General features: G+C 53.6%; 16 protein-coding genes and 1 riboswitch. Of the genes, 5 read left to right on the top strand and 11 right to left on the bottom strand.

Going from position 1 to position 15,533, the window contains the following annotated elements; genetic code table 11:
* Window positions 1-59 precede the first annotated feature (59 nt).
* The 9 genes from MHI42_RS04760 to MHI42_RS04720 form a co-directional block, all read right to left on the bottom strand.
* A complete protein-coding gene (locus MHI42_RS04760; RefSeq protein ID WP_342422961.1) occupies window positions 60-1,892 on the bottom strand; it encodes an ABC transporter ATP-binding protein in 1,833 nt (610 codons plus the stop codon).
* On the bottom strand, window positions 1,892-2,368 hold the full coding sequence (locus MHI42_RS04755; protein ID WP_042136727.1) for a MarR family transcriptional regulator: 477 nt from the start codon (window positions 2,366-2,368) through the stop codon (window positions 1,892-1,894). The genes MHI42_RS04760 and MHI42_RS04755 overlap by 1 nt, the downstream gene beginning before the upstream one ends.
* Before the next feature lie 207 nt (window positions 2,369-2,575).
* Window positions 2,576-3,247: a thiamine phosphate synthase gene (gene thiE / locus MHI42_RS04750; protein WP_342422960.1), complete on the bottom strand. Its 672-nt coding sequence runs from the start codon at window positions 3,245-3,247 to the stop codon at window positions 2,576-2,578.
* Window positions 3,244-4,071 carry a bifunctional hydroxymethylpyrimidine kinase/phosphomethylpyrimidine kinase gene (gene thiD / locus MHI42_RS04745; RefSeq protein WP_342422959.1) on the bottom strand — a complete coding sequence of 276 codons (828 nt, stop codon included), beginning with the start codon at window positions 4,069-4,071 and terminating at the stop codon, window positions 3,244-3,246. Before thiD ends, thiE begins: the two co-directional genes overlap by 4 nt.
* A 24-nt stretch (window positions 4,072-4,095) precedes the next feature.
* Entirely contained in the window at window positions 4,096-4,893 is a 798-nt protein-coding gene (gene thiM, locus MHI42_RS04740; protein WP_342422958.1) for a hydroxyethylthiazole kinase, read from the bottom strand.
* A gap of 77 nt (window positions 4,894-4,970) precedes the next feature.
* Window positions 4,971-6,068, bottom strand: a complete 1,098-nt coding sequence (locus MHI42_RS04735; RefSeq protein WP_342422957.1) for an ABC transporter substrate-binding protein — start codon at window positions 6,066-6,068, stop codon at window positions 4,971-4,973.
* A complete protein-coding gene (locus MHI42_RS04730; RefSeq protein ID WP_342422956.1) occupies window positions 6,065-6,841 on the bottom strand; it encodes an ABC transporter permease in 777 nt (258 codons plus the stop codon). Before MHI42_RS04730 ends, MHI42_RS04735 begins: the two co-directional genes overlap by 4 nt.
* Entirely contained in the window at window positions 6,822-7,589 is a 768-nt protein-coding gene (locus tag MHI42_RS04725) for an ABC transporter ATP-binding protein (RefSeq protein WP_342422955.1), read from the bottom strand. Before MHI42_RS04725 ends, MHI42_RS04730 begins: the two co-directional genes overlap by 20 nt.
* Before the next feature lie 126 nt (window positions 7,590-7,715).
* A riboswitch (TPP riboswitch) is annotated at window positions 7,716-7,818 on the bottom strand.
* 68 nt (window positions 7,819-7,886) lie between these two features.
* Window positions 7,887-8,576, bottom strand: coding sequence for a TetR/AcrR family transcriptional regulator (locus MHI42_RS04720; RefSeq protein ID WP_342422954.1), 690 nt, complete (start codon window positions 8,574-8,576; stop codon window positions 7,887-7,889).
* A gap of 296 nt (window positions 8,577-8,872) precedes the next feature.
* Here MHI42_RS04720 and MHI42_RS04715 point away from each other — a divergent pair, with 296 nt between their 5' ends.
* From MHI42_RS04715 to MHI42_RS04700, 4 genes are all read left to right on the top strand, one after another.
* Window positions 8,873-10,393: a DHA2 family efflux MFS transporter permease subunit gene (locus MHI42_RS04715; RefSeq protein ID WP_342422953.1), complete on the top strand. Its 1,521-nt coding sequence runs from the start codon at window positions 8,873-8,875 to the stop codon at window positions 10,391-10,393.
* A 497-nt stretch (window positions 10,394-10,890) separates the two neighbouring features.
* The gene (locus MHI42_RS04710; RefSeq protein WP_171719245.1) at window positions 10,891-11,745 is read left to right on the top strand and encodes an amino acid ABC transporter substrate-binding protein; all 855 of its coding nucleotides are present in this window, start codon (window positions 10,891-10,893) and stop codon (window positions 11,743-11,745) included.
* Window positions 11,746-11,840: 95 nt separating this feature from the next.
* A complete protein-coding gene (locus MHI42_RS04705) occupies window positions 11,841-12,509 on the top strand; it encodes an amino acid ABC transporter permease (protein ID WP_042136746.1) in 669 nt (222 codons plus the stop codon).
* 12 nt (window positions 12,510-12,521) lie between these two features.
* The gene (locus MHI42_RS04700) at window positions 12,522-13,271 is read left to right on the top strand and encodes an amino acid ABC transporter ATP-binding protein (RefSeq protein WP_342422952.1); all 750 of its coding nucleotides are present in this window, start codon (window positions 12,522-12,524) and stop codon (window positions 13,269-13,271) included.
* Window positions 13,272-13,386: 115 nt separating this feature from the next.
* Here MHI42_RS04700 and MHI42_RS04695 read toward each other — a convergent pair whose 3' ends face one another.
* Together MHI42_RS04695 and MHI42_RS04690 are read right to left on the bottom strand one after the other, a co-directional pair.
* The gene (locus MHI42_RS04695) at window positions 13,387-14,061 is read right to left on the bottom strand and encodes an S-layer homology domain-containing protein (protein WP_340987459.1); all 675 of its coding nucleotides are present in this window, start codon (window positions 14,059-14,061) and stop codon (window positions 13,387-13,389) included.
* Between the two features lie 132 nt (window positions 14,062-14,193).
* Entirely contained in the window at window positions 14,194-14,769 is a 576-nt protein-coding gene (locus MHI42_RS04690; RefSeq protein ID WP_171719248.1) for a hypothetical protein, read from the bottom strand.
* Window positions 14,770-15,022: 253 nt separating this feature from the next.
* Between MHI42_RS04690 and MHI42_RS04685 the strand changes: the two genes are divergently transcribed.
* Window positions 15,023-15,496 (top strand): transcriptional repressor, encoded by a 474-nt coding sequence (locus MHI42_RS04685; protein ID WP_171719249.1) that lies wholly within the window; start codon window positions 15,023-15,025, stop codon window positions 15,494-15,496.
* Window positions 15,497-15,533: the final 37 nt, after the last annotated feature.

Here is a 15,533-nt window from a genome sequence, read left to right as displayed (position 1 = left end):
GGATTCTGGAGGCAGCCGTTAATGGCCTTCTGGAATCCCTTTTTTCATTCCGTACAACATCAAGTGGCGGACTCTGACGCCTGAAACTGCTTGTTATACAAATCCCTGTAGACCCCGTTGTCCGCCAGCAGAGAAGCATGTTGTCCAGACTCCACAATAGCGCCGTCCTGAACGACAAGAATGGTATCGGCAGCCATAATGGTGGAAAGCCTGTGGGCGATAACGATGCTGGTCTTGCCCAGCAGCAGCTGATGCATCGCCTGTTGGATATAGAACTCCGACACTGTATCCAGTGACGAGGTGGCTTCATCCATGATGATAATAGGCGGATTCTTGAGCAGCACGCGGGCGATCGAGATCCGCTGCTTCTCTCCGCCGGACAGCTTGATTCCCCGGTTACCGACTACCGTGCTGTAGCCTTCAGGCAGCTTCATAATGAAATCATGAATATAAGCGGCTTCACAGGCGGCAATCATCTCAGCTTCAGTGGCACTGGCGCTTGCATAGAGCAGATTCTCTTGGATGGTCCCGTTGAACAGATACGTATCCTGGGTAACCAGCCCGATCTGAGAGCGTAAGGAGTGCAGCGTGAATTCACGGATATCCTTGCCGCCGATGCTGATCACACCTGAATCCAGTTCATAGAGTCTGGGGATGAGGGTGGTAATGGTTGTTTTACCCGCTCCGCTGGGGCCGACCAGCGCAGTCAGTGATCCGGCGGCAGCCGTGAAGGAAATCCCCTGCAGGGCCGTTTTGCCCGGCTGATAGGCGAAATTTACATTTTCAAAGACGATATTCTGACCGTCAGCACTGCTTGGCAGGGCCAGCGGCGAATCCACAATCAGCGGGTCCATATCGAAATAGTCAAAAATCCGTTTAAACAGCGCCACCGACCGGTTCACATCCACATACAGATTGGTCATTTGCATCACAGGCCCGTATAATCTGCCCAGCAGCGCCACAAAGGTGATAATCGCACCAACCGTCAGCTCTCCCTGAATAAATAAATACCCCCCGTACAGATATATCAGCATGGGCCCGATACTGGTGAAGGTGGTGAGAACCAGCATAAACCAGCGGCCGGCCATCGATTCCCGGATCTGCAGGCGTGTCGCCTGGGCATTAACGGTTCTGAAGCCCGCCAGCTCGGTGTCTTCCTTGGTGAACAGCTTCATGAGCATATATCCGCTGAGACTGAGCGTTTCCTGGATGATCTGGTTTTGCTCGGAGATCTTCTCCTGGGTTTCCTTGGCCAGCTTCCAGCGCACATTGCCCATTTTGCGGGTTGGCATAATGAACAGGGGGACGACCAGTATGCCCAGCAGCGCCAGCTTCCAGTTCATAATAAACAGAGTTGCCGCTGTCGTAGTCAGAATGAACAGATTGCTGGCAAAATTGACGATGGTGCTGTTGAACACGCCCTGTATCCCGGCAATATCACTGGTCATCCGGGTAATGACTTCCCCTTGCTTAACCCCTGAGAAGAACTGCAGCGGCATGCCCTGCAGATGGCGGTACATCTGATTTTTCATATCGTGGACAATATTTTGCGAGATAAAAGAGTTCAGGTAATTCTGCAGCACGCCCAGCAGACCGGACACTACAGTTGTACCGAGCGAGGCGAGGACGAGCAGAACCAGCAGCCTCAGGTTTTTATCCGGGAGCGCACGGTCGATAATATGCTGAATCAGAATCGGTGGAAGCAGCCCGAGCACTGCAGTAATGCACAGCACAATCATCACCAGCAGGGTCTGCTTCCAGTAAGGCAGGAAATATTTCACGATGCGGAGCAGCAGCGTCTTGGATATATCCGGCTTCGCCTCATCATCATCGAACTTTAATTTGCCATGTCCGGGTCCGCCGAATCCCATTGGACCGAAACCTCTGCCCATTATTCATCACCAGCTTTGTGTGTATTTAAGTTATCCTGATCCCGGGTCAGCTGTTCGAGCAGCTGTGAGTGCATTTGAATGAGCGACTGGACTTCTTCTCCGGAAAAATGATCCAGCGCCGCCCCCAGCATTTGGTATGAATAGGCGTCTTCATTGTATTGCCTGCACAGCGCTTCACCTGCCGGGGTGAGATTCAGCCTCGTTTCCCTGCGGTCTGCCTCGGAGGCGGTCCGGGTCACCAGTTCCTTCTCTGCCAATGCATCAATATGCAGGCTTACGCGGCTCTTGGCAAATACCAGACGCTCCGTTATTTCCTTCTGCGATTGACCGGGATGCTTGAGCAGAGAATTCAGTATACCGATCTGATGCACGGTTAATCCGAGATCCGCAGCGCTCTGATGGGCCAGCTTACGGAGCTGGCGGGCAACGGCGAGCAAGGAATGATACACCTCTATCGTTTGCGCCGGATCTGTCATGGGGCAACCTCCTCTGACCTGATAATAGTTTCTTTTGTTAACAGTTAACAATGTAAACTGATTATACGCCTGAATATTCCAAAAGTAAATGTTACGCTGAAATAGCGGTAAACAGGTTATGCCGGAATGCATAAGAAACACCCGCAGCGCCTGTGTGAAGGCAGCTGCGGGTGTTTTTGGAATTGAAATACACTCATTTATTTAAGCTCATTCCGGAAGCATTCCGCTTTGTATAATCCGCCCGAACGCCCTTGCGGTCTCCCGGATATCCTCCGCTCCGGCTATGGCCGAGATTACGGAGATTCCGTCTGCACCGGCCCGGATCACCGGCAGGGCGTTATCCAGGGTTATACCGCCGATCCCTACCAGGGGAATATTAAGTCCGCTGCGGCGGAGCGTATCAATGACAGCCGTCCCTTGAACGGCTTCGGCATCGTCTTTGGAGGAGGTGGGGTAGACCGGACCGACCCCGAGATAATCGGCTCCGTCCGCAATCGCCTGCTGCGCTTCCGCGGGATTATGGGCGGAAACGCCGATGATCTTGTGCTCACCGAGCCGCTGGCGGATCGTCCGGGCCGGCAGATCATCCTGGCCCACATGGACCCCGTCTGCATCAAGTGCAACCGCCAGCTCCAAGTCGTCATTGACGATGAACGGAATCCGCTTGTCCCGGCAGATTGCCCGGAGCTGCTGTCCAAGCTCTAGCAGAGCAGCGCCGGTCAGAGCACCGGGACCCTTTTCACGGAACTGGAATAAGGTGATTCCCCCGTCTGCTGCGGCAGATAAAGTCTCGGCTGGAGAGAGGCGGCAGTTCACGCTGCCCATAATGAAATATACCTTAAGGAGCTTGCGTATATGCTGACTGTCAATCCGTTTCATAGCTGCTGCCCCCCTGATCTGATGCGGTTCCCGTAAGCAAAATGATTGGTCGGCCCATGTCCTGCCCCGATATTCAGACTGTCCTCGATGGCTGCCTGAATGAAGGCTTTGGCTGTATGCACCGCTTCATTTATAGAGTGGCCGAGCGCAAGTCCTGCCGCCACCGCCGCCGAGAAAGTACAGCCGGTCCCATGCGTATGCCTGGTCTCGATCCGCGGACTGGTCAGATATTGGAATTCCCGGCCGTCATAGAGCAGGTCCACCAGCTGATCGCCTTCCGGATCATGTCCGCCCTTAAGAACAATGTACTGCGGCCCCATCTGATGCAGGAGTCTTGCAGCCTGTTCTCTGTCTGCCATTCCATTAATCTTCATCCCCGTGAGCATCTCTGCTTCGGGAAGATTGGGGGTAACCACAAGAGCCAGAGGCAGCAGTCCGGTAATCAATGCCTGCACGGCTTCCTGCAGCAGCAGAGCGGACCCGCCCTTGGCAATCATTACCGGGTCGATCACAAGCCGCTGCTGCCAGCCGTACGCTGTCACCTTATCCGCGACAACACCGATAATCTCACTGCTGAACAGCATGCCGGTCTTAATGGCATCAGGTGTCAAGTCACTTCCAATAGAATCCAGCTGCGCAGCAACGGCTTCCGGCTCCAGCGGATATACACCTTGAACGCCTAAGGTATTCTGTGCCGTAACCGCAGTGAGCGCGGACATTCCGTAGACTCCAAGTTCCTGGAAGGTCTTCAGATCAGCCTGGATACCGGCACCGCCGCCGCTGTCAGAGCCGGCAATCGTTAACGCTTTACGTATACGGGTCATCGGTTATTCTCCTTTAAGGTGCGGTTATTGTTCAAGCAGCTGCAGGCGTGACCGGCTGCTGTAGATATCTGGTGTCACCAGGGACAATTGATTCAGGAACTCCATCTGGAAGCTGCCGGGTCCTTGTCTTTCAGCGGCTTCAGCGGCAATCTCGGCCGCCACGCCGTAGAACGAGAGTGCTTCGGCTGCTGCCTCAAGCACATTCCCTCCGCTTACTGCAAGAAATGCGCCAACTACGGCACTGAGCAGACAGCCGGTTCCCGTGACTTGGGTCAGGATGGAATGGCCGTTGCTGGCGATGTAGGTGCGCGTGCCGTCACTAATGATATCTTCCTTGCCGGTGATGATCACCACGCAGTTCAGCTTCCGCGCAGCCTTGTTCGCCAAGGCGATCACATCGCCTTCACCTGCTCCGGCATCGACGCCTTTGCTGGCCCAGCGCTCTCCGGCGACATTGGCTACTTCGGCCACATTACCGCGCAGAGCGGTCAGCTGCAGCTCACCCAGCAGCTTCGCGGTAACGTCAGTGCGGTACGGTGTAGCGCCTGCTCCAACGGGATCAAGCACGAGCGGGACACCATGCCGGTTTGCGGCTTGTCCAGCCTTCACCATTGAAGCGATGGCGGCTTCATTCAGTGTACCGATGTTCAGCACGACCGCCCCTGACATCGCGGCAACATCCGCCACCTCTTCCAGTGCGTCGGCCATGAACGGGGAAGCCCCCAGCGCCAGCAGTCCGTTAGCGGTGAAATTAGCCACAACAATATTAGTAATGTTATGTACGAGCGGATTTGCCAGCCGTACCTTGGATAGAAAAGACATGAATTATTCCTCCTGAAAGTTTTGATGGCATACGCATCCTTGAGATCACTTCGCAAAACTAACTTCGAAAGCATGTTCTATAAATTAATAAAAGCATCCGCACTGTCAACTTGCTCTGCCAGCAGACCGCCCTCGCTCAGCCATTTGCGGACATTCTCCCAGGAAGCGGTATCCTGATAACCGAAGGGCTGTGACCCGGCGTCCATCAGCGGCAGCAGAATCTCCAGGCTGCGCTTCTCGATGGCTTCATCAAGCGGTGCGGTGGCATCCTGATGCTCCAGCAGAAGCTTCAGCGCCTGCTCCGGCTGCTTAGTGACGAATTGCTGACCCTTGCGCGCAGCATTCATGAATTTCTGGAAATATTCCGAGGAATCCTGCAGACCCTGCTCACTTGCGACCAGCACCAGCTCATAATAATCAGGAACCCCGTAGTCTACCGGATTGAAAGAACGCACAGGATGGCCTTCCTGTTCTAATATCAGCTGCTCATGGTTGATGAAGCCGCCCATAATTCCATCCACACGCCCGGTGGAGAGGGCAGGGATAAGCTCAAAGCCGACGTCAATCAGCTTCAGGGCGGCGGGATCACCGCCATCGGTTTGGATCATAGTGTGCAGCATGGCTTCATACAGCGGAATGGAGGAGTAACCGGCTTGCTTGCCTGAGAGCTCCCCGGGGCGGGTTATTCCGCTGTCTGCGGAAACCATGAGATGGTTCAGGGGATGCCGTACCAGAGCGGCGACGGATTTGACCGGAATCTGCTCTCCCCGGGCCATCAGCACCTGCGGCTGGTAGCTGAGGGCCAGATCGACTTGTCCGGCAGCTACCAGCTTCAGCGCGTCGTTGCTGTCGGCAGGCATCTGTATCTCAACATCGAGCCCCTCTTCGGCAAAATACCCCTCACTCTGTGCCGCATACAAAAAGGAATGAACGGCGTTCGGATACCAGTCGAGCATGATCGTCAGCTTATGGGCTGTACCGTCTGCGGCTGCCGCCGGAGCGGATGATGCCGATGATGAGCCGGAGCCAGCCGGCACGTTATTGCCAGCCGACCCGTTATTGCCGGCGCAGCCTGGCAGAACCAAGAGAACAGACAGGAGCAATACATAAGGCAGCAACTTATAAGGTTGAGCACTACGGGTGTAGGGATAACGGTTATAGCGGATTGGAGTCATGAATAACGTCCTCTTTTCTTCAGAAATAACTTCTCGAGCGTAGCAATACACAGAAACAAAGTGATCCCAAGGGCGGACAGCAGCACAACAGCGGCAAACATCTCGGCACTCTGCAGATTGCCGGCCATTCTCCGGCTGAAATAACCGAGCCCCCGGCTGCCTCCAAGCCATTCGCCGATGGTAGCTCCAATGACGCAGTACACCACCGACAGCTTCAGTCCGGAGAAAAAGGACGGCAGGGCCAGCGGAACAGCAGCCTTGCGGAGAATCTGCCAGCGGTTTGCGCCTAAGGTAAGCAGCAGCTCACGGTACTGCTCCGTATTCTTGCCCAGCCCGTCGTAGGTGCCGACAACCACCGGGAAGAAGGCGGTCAGGAACACTACGGCAACCTTACTCCACAAGGTATAGCCGAACCACATGATAAACAGGGGAGAGAGGGCAACCAGCGGAATCGTCTGGCTGATAATCAGCAGCGGATACAGCGCTTTGGCCAGCGGCCTGAACAGATGCATGCCTGTTCCCAGCAGACTTCCGCAGAAGACGGACAGAGCGAAGCCTGTAAGTACCTCAAGCAGTGTTGCGGGCAGGTGCACACCGAAGAGCAAACCCCGCTCCTCCATCAGAGCGCTCCAGATGGCCGTGGGAGCCGGCAGGATGAACGGAGGAATCAGCCCCAGCCGGGACACCGTTTCCCAGACCGCAAAGATCAGCAGCACGAGCAGAATAGACGGGCTGTATTCCCGCAGCAATCTTCTATAGAAGACGGTTGTCATACAGCTTCAGCTCCAAATCCTGCCGCAGGGCAACAAACTGCGGTTCGTAATTCAGACTATGATGTCTGGGGCGGGGAAGACCGGTGATGAACTCCTGCATACCGCCCCCGGCACCGCCGGTCATCAGATAGATACGGTCACTAAGCAGAAGCGCTTCTTCAAGGTCATGGGTAATGAACAGCACAGTCTTGTCCAGTCCCGACCATAATTCCAGCAGCCAGCGGTGAAGCTCCCGCTTGGTTATGGCGTCCAGTGCCCCGAACGGCTCGTCCAGCAGGAGCAGATCATTCCCGGCGGCAATGGTGCGGAGTACTGCAACCCGCTGGCGCATACCGCCCGACAGCTCATGCGGATACGCAGCCCCGGTCTCACCAAGACCGAACTGCTGCAGCATGCTGCGGATCTGAATAACGGCTTCCTCTTTGGAGCCGTTCCGCTTCAGTTCCCAGGGCAGCAGGCAATTGTCCAGTACGGTTCTCCAGGGCAGCAGGAGATCCTGCTGCGGCATATAGCCGACCTGGCCGAGCCGCTCCGAGGCGCTATTAGGCGGTTGCCCGTGCAGGGCAACCTCGCCGCTGCCGGGTTCCAGCAGGCCGGCGATAATCTTGAACAGCGTGCTTTTGCCGCAGCCGCTGGCACCCACAACGGAGATGAACTCCCCGCGGCGGACCTTCATGGAGATCCCGGAGAAGACCGGAGCCCTTGAAGCTGCGCCGAAAGAATAGGACAGGTTAGCGATGTTGATCATAGGATGGGGAAGCAAGCCTCCTTAGGAAAAGTGATTACGCTACGAAAACAAGAAAGACCCATCCATTTCCGGAGGAAATGAATGGGCCTGAAGGTACAGTCAGTTTGCAAAGACGCGGAACCGCTGATACATTCTGCTCCACTTCCCTCCGCTGGTATGATCCAGATCAGGTTCCAAGGGTCCGGAGCTTAAGCTCCGTCTCAGTCGGCCGACTCCCCTAGTGAAATAACAGGTGCTATTGAATTCGTAATTGCTACTTAATATACCATAATTTCCCCGCTTGTAAAGAGCCTGTGCTCAGCGCTTGGAGAGGCCGGTGATGAACAATGCAACAATTCCCCGCGAGATTTCCTCTTTGGAGGAGCCGTTCCGTTTCTGTTCATACAGGTAAAGATCGGGACTAAGTACAGAGATCAGCGCTGTGGCAGCGAAGCGGGGATCGATCCCGATAATCTCTCCATTCGCGGATGCGCGGTGCAGAAGTTCACCCATAATCACCCCGAGCCGCTGGAAAAAAGGATGTTCGAACTGGGTAAGCTGCTTCTTGCCGGTGAATTCGGATTTGATCATATTCAAGAGCTCCGCATATTGCTCAATGAAACCAACGACCTGCTCAATGCTGCTCTGGAGATGCGTGAGGGCAGCCGTTTCACCGGCGCTGGCAGCGAGCTGCTGTTCCATTCCCGACAGAAACTGCTCGGTGCTGTCCAGCAGCAGGGCGGAACAGATTTCGCCCTTATCAGTGAAGCGGCGGTAGAGCGATCCCTGCCCTATGCCGGCCCGTTTGGCGATGCCGTACATACTGACAGCTTCGAGGCCGCTCTCGGTGAACAGCTGGCGGGCCGCCTCGAGTATCCGCTGCATATAGGGATCGGCGGGTTCTTTTGCAGCGATGTCTGTGTTCACTGTGTTATCTTTGTTCTCTGTGTTCTCTATGTTCCCCGGAGCTGATGTTACAGGTTCAACTTCTGTCTCTGTTTTTTTCATGATGTCCCCTTTCATATTCTTGCATTTCCTACAACAATCCATCCGGATACCCGGCTATCCATGAATCAAAGCTGCAAAATATACAACATTTATGCCTACAGTGCGTACTAAGAAGTCTCTATTCTACCGGTAAACGAATCAAGTGTGGGGAATTGGCGTATTCCGCTTGACACATCGGACAATTGTCCGTAGACTATGAAATGCGATAACGGACAATTGTCCGTTCACTAATTATATAGACAAACCTGCCCGCAGGTCAACGTGGTTGAAGCGGACAGTTCAGGAGGAGAAGGAGTATGAATCAGACCTTGAAGCAGGATGCGGATTTTCGGTTATCTAGCATTTTAGTTCCGCTGCTGGCGATTATTGCCGGCGTATTTATGGTTGTCCTGGACAGTACAGCAATGAATGTGGCTTTATCCAGGCTGGTCGTGGATTTCAAAACAGATCTGCACACACTGCAGTGGGTTGTAACCGGATATATGCTTGCGCAGGCTTCGGTGATTCCGCTGTCGGGCTGGCTGTCTGACCGGTTCGGGGCTAAGAATGTCTTTTTGACAGCCGTTATTGTGTTTACGGTTGGCTCGATTCTGTGTGCAACGCCAAGCAGTGCAGAATGGCTGGTCGTTTTCCGGGTATTGCAGGGTCTTGGAGGGGGTTGTGTGCTCCCGGTCGGGATGGCGTATGTATACAGACTGGCTCCGAAGAGTAAAGTGGGCGTTGTTATGGGGATTATGGGAATTCCCGTGCTGTTCGCACCGGCGATTGGTCCTGTATTGTCCGGCTGGCTGGTGGAATACCACTCCTGGCGCTGGATCTTCCTGATTAATATCCCCATCGGTATTATCTGTGTGCTGATCGGGCTGCGTAAGCTGCCGAATGCGGCGAAGAACACCGTTCCCGGCATGGATAAATTCGGAATGGTGCTCGGACCGCTGGCTTTTGCTTCACTCACTTACGGTGTAAGCCAGGGGGCGCAGAGCTGGACCTCGGACAAAACGCTAATCGGGTTATCTCTGGGAGCTGTTGCACTGATTGCCTTTGTCATTGCCGAGCTGCGTTCCAAGACCCCTTTGCTGGAGCTGCGGATTCTGAAATCTGTGGATTTCACCACCGGAATTATCGTGCAGTGGATCGCCCAGTTCGGCTTATACGGTGCTTTATTTCTGCTGCCGCAGTTTCTGCAGCAGGCCCGCGGCTTCGGCGCATTTGATACCGGACTGACCCTGCTGCCGCAGGCCATTGCTTCCGGGCTGATGATGCCGATTGCCGGCATTCTGTTCGACCGGATCGGAGTGCGCTGGCTGGTGGTCTGCGGACTCAGTCTGGTCTCTGGCGCATTGTTCCAGTATTCCCATGTGGATCTGACCACCCAGAGCCGTGATCTCATTCTTCCGCTGATTATGTGCGGTGCAGGGATGGGGATGATGATGATGCCGATGAATACGCATCTGCTGAACAAGGCGCCAGGCGATCTGGTCAACCGGGTAACCTCCCTCACCAACTCGATGCAGCAGGTCATCAACTCACTTGCAGTGTCGACACTGGTTACGATTCTGACGGCCAGAACCTCCGCGCGTGGTCTTGAAATGCAGGGGGCGGCAGCCGCTGCCGGGCAGACGGTGGACGGAGCCTCGAAGGAGGCCCTGCAGCTGGCCAAGCAGACTGTATTGGCCCAGGGCTTTGCGGATACCTTCCACATTATGATTTTTGTAGCTTTAGGCGGCGCCGTCCTTGGGCTGCTGCTGCGCCGGGGCCGCAAATCAGAAAGCGGAGGCTCCAAGGAGAAAGCGGTGCCTGAAATCATGCACGGTTAAGGTGCAGCTGCCAATCAGCGCGGGTGGTTGTAATAGTTTAAGCAGTCTGGTTGATTTGATACCGTTATAAATAAGAACCCGGTAAGATTTAGAGCAGCGATTCTCCGTTACTGGGGAGTCGCTGTTTTGCGTTTTTGATCATTTAGATTGCCATCCACTTAAACAGCGGAGAGGACGGACTGATTGTGGAAAAGCGGAGCGTTCGCCTTTGTGCCCGGATTTTCACCGCTAAGGAGAATAAATAAAATCTGGGCACAACAGCGATTGGAACAACGGTCCGTTCGTGGAGTGTCCACCCAAGCGCTTACGGTAATCTTTCCTGGGTAATCCTGATGCATAAGCATATTTCGGGGCAAGCTAAACTATCAAAAACCGATATAGCATAAATCCGATGTTTATTATCGGAAAAAGTTATTGACGGATGTAACAGCTCAATGTTACGATTCATTTTGCCGGCAAGTCCGGAACATAAAGAGAGATGAGAGGGGATTAATCTTATGAAAAAACTTAGTCTGACAATTATGCTGCTCCTGACCATGGCCGTGGTTGCGGCATGCGGCAACAACAATAACAATAATGCAGCAACAGGCGGCAATACGGCGGCTGAACCTACTGCAGCAGCTACAGATAGTGCGGCACCTGCTGAGCAGAATAGCCTGGAAGCTGTCAAAGCCAGCGGCAAGCTGCGTATCGGAACAGAAGGCACCTATGCCCCGTTCACATATCATGATGCCGACGGCAAGCTGACCGGCTTCGATGTCGAAATTGCTGAAGAAGTAACTAAACGTCTGGGCGTGGAAGCCGAGTTTATCGAGACTCAGTGGGACGGTATTTTTGCCGGTATGGATGCCAAGCGGTTCGATACGATCTTCAATGAAGTTTCCATTACGGATGAGCGCAAAGTGAAATATGATTTCTCTGACCCGTATATCGTATCCAAGGCTGTGCTGATCGTCAGTGAAGATAATGAAGATATCAAATCATTCGCGGACCTCAAGGGCAAGAAAGCCGGCCAGTCCCTGACAAGTAACCTCGGACAGATTGCAACGGATAACGGTGCAGAGATTGTATCCACAGAAGGCTTCAATCAGGCAATTGATCTGCTGACCTCCGGCCGGATTGATGCAACCGTCAATGATGGCTTGTCCTTCCTGGATCTGAAGAAGCAGAAGCCGGATATCAAGATCAAGCAGGTGGATGAGATTGCAGAAGGCTCGTATAGTGCAGCGGTCTTCCTGAAGGGTAACGATGAGCTTGTACAGGCAGTGAATGAAGCGCTGACTGCCATGCATGATGATGGGACATATCTGAAGATTTCCGAGAAATACTTCGGAGCTGATGTATCGAAATAAGCTTGCCTGTGTAACGGCAGTCTCAAATAACTTATGGACTCAAGGCGGAGCCGGTTGTGCTTCCGCCTTGCCGTTCCAAGAAGGATGTCAGAACGATGGATGACCGCAAAATACAAATATTTCTCGATTCACTGCTGCCTCTGTTCAAAGCCGGGGTGGCTTTTACCATTCCGCTGACCCTGGTCTCCTTTGCGCTTGGGCTTACACTTGCTGTAATTACTGCGCTTGTGCGGCTCTCTTCCTGGAGAATTCCGAAGCTGATTGCCGGCTTCTACGTCTGGGTCATCCGCGGAACACCGCTGCTGCTGCAGCTGTTTATTATTTTCTACGGGCTGCCTACGGTAGGCATTGTGCTTGATCCGTTCATCGCAGCTGTGATCGGCTTCACCCTTAGTGTCGGGGCATACTCCTCGGAAATTGTCCGGGCGGCTATTCTCTCTATACATAAAGGCCAATGGGAGGCTGCCTTCTCCGTCGGGATGAGCCGTGGACAGGCTTTGCGGCGGGTGATTCTGCCTCAAGCTGCCCGGGTATCGGTTCCGCCATTATCCAATTCATTCATTAGTCTGGTGAAGGATACATCACTTGCAGCAAGCATCACATATGTAGAAATGTTCAGAAAAGCTCAGCAAATTACAGCCACTACCTATGAACCGCTGCTGTTGTATTGCGAAGCGGGATTATTTTATCTGTTATTTTGCTCAGTATTATCGGTGCTGCAGAAATACCTGGAGAAGCGGCTGGACCGGTATTCGGCCAGTTAAGGAGGCATACCCATGATTGAAATACGTGATTTACATAAATCCTTCGGTCCGCTGCAGGTCTTGAAGGGTGTTGATCTTACCGTTGAGCATGGCCAGGTGATGGTCATTATCGGACCTTCCGGCTCCGGCAAAACCACCCTGCTGCGATGCTTCAACCTGCTGGAGACTCCCGACAAGGGCAGCCTGGCTCTGAATAATATTAAGCTGGATTTCACTCCCGGCGGCAAAATTCAACAGCGTACCGTGCTGTCTCTGCGCCAGCAGACGGGAATGGTCTTCCAGTCCTACAATCTGTTCCCGCATATGACGGCACTCGGCAATGTAATGGAGGGCCAGGTGACCGTTCAGAAGCGTTCCAGGGAGGAAGCCAGAACGAAGGCGCTTGCCCTTCTGGACAAGGTAGGGCTGGCCGACAAGGCGGATACCTATCCGCATCAGCTGTCCGGCGGCCAGCAGCAGCGCGTGGCGATTGCCCGGGCGATGGCGGTCGAGCCGGAGGTGCTGCTGTTCGATGAGCCAACCTCGGCGCTCGATCCGGAGCTGGTCGGTGAGGTGCTGAAGGTCATCAAGCAGCTGGCCCGGGAAGGAATGACGATGGTCATTGTTACCCATGAGATGAAATTCGCGGCCGATGTGGCCGACCGGATCATCTTAATGGATAACGGGGTCATTCTGGAGCAGGGGACTCCGCAGCAGGTGCTGGAGCAGACGAAGAATCCGCGCGCCCTGCAGTTCCTGAACCGGCTCAGCGGAGAAGACTAAACGAATGTTGGCATTAATGCAAAAAGGCAGTCCGGGAGGGGAATCCCGGACTGCCTTTTCTGCTTGTAAATTCATCATGCGCGGGGGAGGGCATGAAGGATTACTCAGCCATTAGTTAGTTCTGTGTTGCTGCATCACTGCGTGAGTTCAAATAGTCCAGTGCGTTGTAGAGCATAATTGCCGCTTCGGCGCGGGTGAGCTGGCTCTTCGGGTTGAACTTGCCGTTAGCATCCAGTGTGTTGATGTTGTATTTCAGGGACCGCTGGATAGTGCCCTGGTAGGATGGCTCAAGCGCATCTGCATCGGTGATATCCACCGGCACGATGTTGATCATCGGCAAGTTGCCTGCCTTCTCAACGCCTTGAATCAGCAGGCTGGTGAACAGCTCTTTGGTAATCGGTTTGGATGGATCAATATCAGCGGGAATATCCACGTCATTATAGTGTGCATTGATGAAGGCTTCTGCGTACCAGGCGTTGTCTTTTACTTTGGAGAAGATCGCACTGGCTACGGGAGCCTTGTTGAAACTGATTGCGGCCAGACTAAGCTGGAGTCCGCCCGTTATAAACTGAACGCCTTGTGCTGTAGTTACAGTGGATGCGGGCAGAAACTGGGTATCCGATATCCCTTTGATCAGGCCCTGCTGCTTCAGAGAGTTGATTTTGTCCTTACCGGTTACACTGTCAATATCCTTAAAGCTGCTGCCGGCTGCAAAAATTTGTCCGCCGAAAGAGAAGGTAAGAAGCGTTACGGCTGTAAAAGCTGCGATCGTGTTTTTTTTGATACTCATCTGAATTCCACCTCTATTGTAGGTTGTACCACTAGATTTCCCGCTGATCCGGTGATTGTCCGTTACAGGACGGCGTAACCGTTTCAACTTGACTCTAATGACGCAATGACAATAGAAAAGGTTGCAGACGTTCTACATCATTTCCTGAAACAGCAGGTTGCGGTAAGGGTATTTACTGAACCGGGTTCTGAACAGCAGCGCGATCCCGCTCTCTTCAATGGTTACGGATTTAAGCGAATCCGCTGTGACGAGGCTGCGTACCATCGCTGTTACCGCACCGCGGTCCCTGCGCCGGATGGCTGCAGCCAGACTCTCCGCGAAGCTGTTATTTACAGAGAGCTCCCGGTAGAGCGGAATAACGGCCCGTGCGATGCTCCGGTGGGCTGCTGTACTGAAGGTGAACTGGACCGTGCCCGGCGGAATCGTTGTTCCATTCGTGTAGAACGCAACCGGCAGCGGAAAAGGAAACGAGATGAAATAGCCGATGCCGTTCGTCCCATAATTCTCTACCCTGGCAAGGGTGGGAATTCTGGCCAGCAGTCTGCCCATCAGATCAAGATCTGCGGAGACAACAGCGGTTGTCCAATCAGCGGCATAACTGCTGTTGCCGGCAATTTTCCGGTAGAACGGCAGCATGGCCGTGGCTACTCTGCGCAGTACACGGGCTGTCACAAGCCGCTGGGTCTGCTTAGGTTTTATTTTCACCATCCGGATCATCCTCACTTATAAGAGATTTAGTCTATATAAGGTATGGAGGGAGGGCGCACTTCGGATTGGGCGTAAGACTAGCCGGCGATAATATAATCATAATCCGCAGAACCTATTTATACGTTTTTGGGGAAAAGTGATGTTATACTGGTGTCAGGCCTTTTCTTTGACGGACAAGTTTGTTATGCTTATATCGTAAAGATTACTAATTATTGTCGGGAATTGTTCAACTTCCGGAAAGGTGGGAACCCGGGTGAACCGAGTAGCAAATATCAGCCAGCAGTTTGCGGCGCAGAATTATAAGCTTACGCCACAGCGCGAGGCTATAGTAAGAGTATTGCTGGACAACGAGAAGGATCACTTAAGCGTGGAAGAGGTCTATATGCTGGTCAAGCGCAGTTATCCGCATTTGGGACTTGCGACCGTATACCGTACCTTGGAGCTACTGTGTGAACTTCATATTGTAGAAAAGATGAATTTCGGCGATGGCGTTGCCCGCTACGACCTGCGCGGTGACGATCATGTTCATATGCACCACCACCTGATCTGCAGTGTATGCGGCAAGCTGGAGGAGATCAAGGATGATTGGCTGGCGGACCTTGAAGCGCGGCTGGCCCGTGAGTACGGCTTCAGTGTGACCGATCACCGGCTTGATTTCAAAGGCACCTATAATACCTGCAAGGGAAACGGCTGCAAGGGCGATAAAGAATGCCGGGCTGTATCCTGAGCCGCAGCAGGGGCACATTCAAAGACGCAGGGCTGAT

The organism is Paenibacillus sp. FSL E2-0178, assembly GCF_038593005.1.
In the GTDB taxonomy this organism is placed as follows: Bacteria; Bacillota; Bacilli; order Paenibacillales; family Paenibacillaceae; genus Paenibacillus_AQ; species Paenibacillus_AQ phytohabitans.
Note: the sequence above shows the minus strand (reverse complement) of the source record. Positions and strands in the feature narration are given on the sequence as shown.